Origin of the sequence: Microbacterium sp. UBA3394 (genome assembly GCF_002358725.1) — a bacterium.
GTDB classification, from domain to species: Bacteria; Actinomycetota; Actinomycetes; order Actinomycetales; family Microbacteriaceae; genus Microbacterium; species Microbacterium luteum.
Window position 1 is genome coordinate 1 of the sequence record NZ_DEPK01000173.1, and the last position, 4,570, is coordinate 4,570.

5 protein-coding genes are annotated in these 4,570 nt (G+C 70.1%); 2 read left to right on the forward strand and 3 right to left on the reverse strand.

Annotated elements, in window-relative coordinates; genetic code table 11:
* Positions 1 to 1,142 (reverse strand): GspE/PulE family protein (locus B4E30_RS10255; protein WP_286795211.1); only part of this gene is annotated, 1,142 nt, incomplete at its 3' end.
* Positions 1,143 to 1,381: 239 nt separating this feature from the next.
* Between B4E30_RS10255 and B4E30_RS10260 the strand changes: the two genes are divergently transcribed.
* Complete coding sequence (locus B4E30_RS10260) at positions 1,382 to 2,185, forward strand: response regulator transcription factor (protein ID WP_286795213.1); 804 nt, start codon at positions 1,382 to 1,384, stop codon at positions 2,183 to 2,185.
* Between the two features lie 6 nt (positions 2,186 to 2,191).
* On the opposite strand, the gene B4E30_RS10265 is transcribed toward B4E30_RS10260, so the two are convergent.
* Complete coding sequence (locus B4E30_RS10265; RefSeq protein ID WP_286795215.1) at positions 2,192 to 3,382, reverse strand: cation:proton antiporter; 1,191 nt, start codon at positions 3,380 to 3,382, stop codon at positions 2,192 to 2,194.
* Between the two features lie 7 nt (positions 3,383 to 3,389).
* The gene (locus B4E30_RS10270; RefSeq protein WP_286795216.1) at positions 3,390 to 3,599 is read right to left on the reverse strand and encodes a cation:proton antiporter regulatory subunit; all 210 of its coding nucleotides are present in this window, start codon (positions 3,597 to 3,599) and stop codon (positions 3,390 to 3,392) included.
* Positions 3,600 to 3,960: 361 nt separating this feature from the next.
* Between B4E30_RS10270 and B4E30_RS10275 the strand changes: the two genes are divergently transcribed.
* Positions 3,961 to 4,570, forward strand: a 610-nt coding sequence (locus B4E30_RS10275) for an MFS transporter (RefSeq protein WP_286795235.1), incomplete at its 3' end; no start/stop codon positions are given.

Here is a 4,570-nt window from a genome sequence, read left to right on the forward strand (position 1 = left end):
AGCACGATGTCGGGGTCGGAGCGCAGGATGCTGCGCAGCACCGACTGGAACGTCAGGCCGGCCTTGGCGTTGACCTGCACCTGGTTGACCCCCGCCATGCGGTACTCGACGGGATCCTCGACCGTGATGACGTTCACGCGCGGGTTCGACACCTCCCGCAGCGCCGTGTAAAGCGTCGTGGACTTGCCCGATCCGGTCGGCCCGGTCACCAGCACCATGCCGTGCGGCCGCTCGATGGCGCCGCGGAAGCGCGTCAGGTTGCCGCGACCCATCCGCAGATCGGCGAGGGAGAGGCTGACGGCGGTGTTGTCGAGGATGCGCATCACGATCTTCTCGCCCCACACCGTGGGCAGCGTCGCGACGCGGAGATCGACCTTGCGGCCCCCGTGCGAGACCGACAGCCGGCCGTCCTGCGGCCGGCGCCGCTCGGCGATGTCGATGGAGGCCATGATCTTCAGCCGCGAGATGATGCCGTCCTGGATGTTGCGATCGGCCCGCTGCATCTCGTGCAGCACCCCGTCGATGCGATAGCGCACGGTCAGGTGCGACTCCCCCGGCTCCACGTGGATGTCGCTCGCGCGATCGTCGATCGCCTGCGTGACGAGGAGGTTCACGAACCGCACGATCGGCGCATCGCTGTCCTGGTCGTCGACGACCTCGGTCGCCGACAGGTGCGTCGCCGCGCTCTCCTCCAGCTCGGCGGACAGATCGGAGAGCTCCTCGTCGGATCGCACGTAGCGCTGGAACGCCAGCTGGAGCGCGTCGGCCGCGACGACGACCGGCTCCACCTGCAGGTCGGTCACGGTGGACACGTCGTCGAGCGCGATGATGTCGGTGGGATTGGCCATGGCGAGCACGACCCGGTCGGCCGTGCGACCGATGGGGAGCACGTCGTACTTGCGGCAGAGGCCGCCGGGCACGAGCGTGACGATCTCGGGTTCGAGCTGCAGTCCGGTGATGTCGACGAAGCGGTGGCCCGTCTGGCGCGCGATCGCCTCGGCGAGCTGTGACGGGGTGACGATCTCGCGCGCGACGACCTCGTGCAGGAAGCGGTCGCCCTCGCCGTATTCGGCGAGCAGCTCGCTGAGCGTCGACGCGCGCGTGGATCCCAGGAGGACGAGCGTCTGCGCGATTCCCCGCACGGTTCTCCCCCGTTCTCCTCCGGCGACCCAGGCTAGATCTCGGGCGTCTCGCGGCACGACTTCCGCGACTTTTCCTGAGCCAAAGCCGGTCGACCTGAGGAAAAACTGAAGTTGTGGGACGGATGGGGACTGTGTGAATGCTGAGTTTTATGAGAAGTTACTCATGAAAGACAGAATTTCTTGCACGTACGCCTCGCCAGCTGTATCGACGTTCGCCCCCACATACGCCGAAGGCCCCCATGCGCCCCATCGCCACACACCCCCTGTCGGATCCGTTCGCGCGGACCGCCCTCGTCATCGACAGTCGCGCCGATCGAGCGAAGGCGGTGACCGACCGCCTGTCGCAGCAGGGCTTCCGGGTGCGTTCCGCTGCGACGGCCCTCAGTGGGATCGACGCGGCCGCCCAGCATCGCCCCGACCTCGTCATCGTGCAGACCGACCTCGCTGGCCTCGACGGCTTCGAAGCCGTGCGCCGCATCCGGGAATTCAGCGACGCGTTCGTGATCATGCTTTCGGACGACGACTCCGAGTCCGCGACGGTCGAGGGCTTCCGCGCCGGCGCCGACGACTACCTCGCCGGCCCGGTCCGCCCCCACGCGCTCCGCGCACGCATCGATGCGCTGCTGCGTCGCTCGCGCAGCCTGACGAGCACCGGAGCTCCGCGCCAGGACGAGGGCGCGTGGCTCACCCACGGACCGCTGCGGATGCATCCGCACTCGCGTCGCGTCGAGATGCGCGGCCGCGCGTGCGAACTGACGCGGTCGGAGTTCGACATCCTGCACATGCTCGTGCGCGCCAAGGAGCAGGTCTTCAGCAAGTCGTCGCTCGCGCTCATGCTGCGCGAGACCAACGGGCTGCCCGGCCAGCACATCACCGAGCACGACCGTCACGCGGTCGAGGTGCACATCATGAACATCCGTCGCAAGCTCGGCGACGACGCCCGATCGCCGGAGTGCATCGCGACGGTGCGGGGGCTCGGCTACCGCCTGGCTCCGGCGACCGCCCGCGTGCGCACCATCGAGCCCCTCTCCGCCGTCGGCTGACGCCGCTCACGCGCGGGCGGGGCGGCCGGCGCCCTGTCGACGTGCCGTCCACGCGGTGAACGCCTTCGTGTCCGGGATGCGCGCCAGCAGGGGGCCGGCGATGATCGTGATCAGCACGTACGCGGTCGCCAATGCGGCGAGGGACCGGTCCACACCGGCGGCGATGGCGAGCCCGGCGATCACGATCGAGAATTCCCCTCTCGGCATGAGGGCGAACCCCGCGCGCCAGCGTCCGGCCTCGCCGATGCCGCTGCGACGGGCCGCGAGATAGGCGGTGAGGAGCTTCGTCGCCATCGTGACGGCGGCGAGCGCGAGCGCGGGCAGGAGCATCGGCAGCAGGTCGGCGGGGTCGGTGGACAGCCCGAAGAAGAGGAAGAACACCGACGCGAACAGGTCGCGCAGCGGCGTGAGCATCTGCTGGGCGTGCCGGGCGACCGGGCCGGAGATCGCGATGCCGACGAGGAACGCGCCGACCGCCGACGATACGCTCGCCTGCGCCGCGAGGCCCGCCACGATGAGGGTCACGCCCAGCACCGTCAGCAGGAGCACTTCGGCGCTCCGCGAAGAGACGAGCCGCGACACGACGTGTCCGTGCCGCAGGGCAACGAACAGGATGACGGCGACCACCGCGATCGCGATGACGACGGTGAGCACGCTCGCGCCGAGACTCAGCCCCAGCAGCAGCGCGGTCAGCAGCGGCAGGTAGAACGCCATCGCGAGGTCCTCGATCACGAGGATCGACAGCACGACCGGCGTCTCGCGGTTGGTGAGGCGTCCGAGGTCCTGCAGCAGCTTCGCCACGACGCCCGACGACGAGATCCAGGTGATCCCGCCGAGCGCGACCGCCGCGATCGGCCCCCAGCCCAGGAGCAGCGCGAACGCCGCACCCGGGAGGGCGTTCAGCAGCATGTCGATCACCCCCGCGCGGCGGGAGGTGCGCAGGCTGCCGACGAGCTCATCCGCGGTGTATTCGAGCCCGAGCATGAGCAGCAGGAGCACCACGCCGATCTCGGCGCCGATCTCGATGAACTCCTCCCCGGCGGCGAACGGGAGCAGACCGCCCTCGCCGAACGCGAGGCCGCCGAGCAGGATCAGCGGGATCGGTGAGATGCCGAGCCGGCCGGCGAGTCGGCCGAGAAGGGCGATGCCCAGCAGGAGCGCGCCGAGCTCGATGAGCACGAGCGCGCCGTGATCCATGGGATGCTCAGCTTCCCTCGATGATCCGGGCCAGCATCTCCAGGCCCCGCACCGTGCCGATCGCCACGAGCGAGTCGCCGACGCTCAGCACGTCGTCCGGCCCGGGCGCCGGCACCACGCCGCCGGCGCGCACGACGGCGACGATCGAACATCGGGTGAGGGTGCGGGCGCGGGTGGCGCCCAGAGGACGCCCGGCATAGGGCGAGTCTGCCCGCACCGGGATCTGCGAGGTCGACAGGCCGTCGACCTGGTCGCGCAGCCCCCGCGAGCTGGGTCATGATCACCGATCCGCCGAGCACCTCCGACAGCGCGGTGGCCTCGTCGTCGGTGATCTCCAGCGACAGCTCGGCGCGGTCCGGATCATGGGGATCCGCGACGGCGAGCTCGCGGCCCCCGTCGCGGAAGGTGACGATCGACAGGCGACGCCCTGCGGCGGTCTCGACATCGTGGCGGATGCCGATCCCCGGCAGTTCGGTGCGCTCGACATTGACGGGCATGGCCACATCCTCGCATCATGAGGCGATCCCCGCTCGCCGCCGAGCACCGGCCGTTCACCGAAAGGTCATACCGTGACCGACATGCCGCATCCCGACCGCCCCTCCCCGGAACCCGCGCAGCCCTCGACGCAGGCCGACGACGCACCGGACTCGCGTCGGCGCGGGGTGCTCGCGTGGGCCCTGTGGGACTGGGGGTCGGCGGCTTTCAACGCGGTCGTGACCACGTTCGTCTTCAGCACCTACCTCGCCAGCAGCCTGTTCGTCGACCCGGCGGTCGTCGACGCCGCCGGCGGCAACGACGACGATCCGGCGCTCGTCGCCGCCCTGGCGGGCAACGCCAGCGTCGTCGGCCTCGCCCTCATGATCGCCGGCATCCTCATCGCCGTGCTCGCCCCCGTTCTCGGCCAGCGCTCCGACGGGAGCGGTCGCCGCAAGTTCTGGCTCGGCGTGAACACGTTCGTGGTCGTCGGCGCCATGGCCGCGATGTTCTTCGTCGAGGGCACGCCCGGCTACCTCATCCTCGGTGCCACGCTGCTCGCGGTCGGGAACGTCTTCTTCGAGTTCGCCGGGGTCAACTACAACGCCATGCTCGTGCAGGTGTCGACGCCGAAGAACATGGGCCGCGTGTCGGGCTTCGGATGGGGCATGGGCTACGTCGGCGGCATCGTGCTGCTCCTGCTGCTGCTCGTGC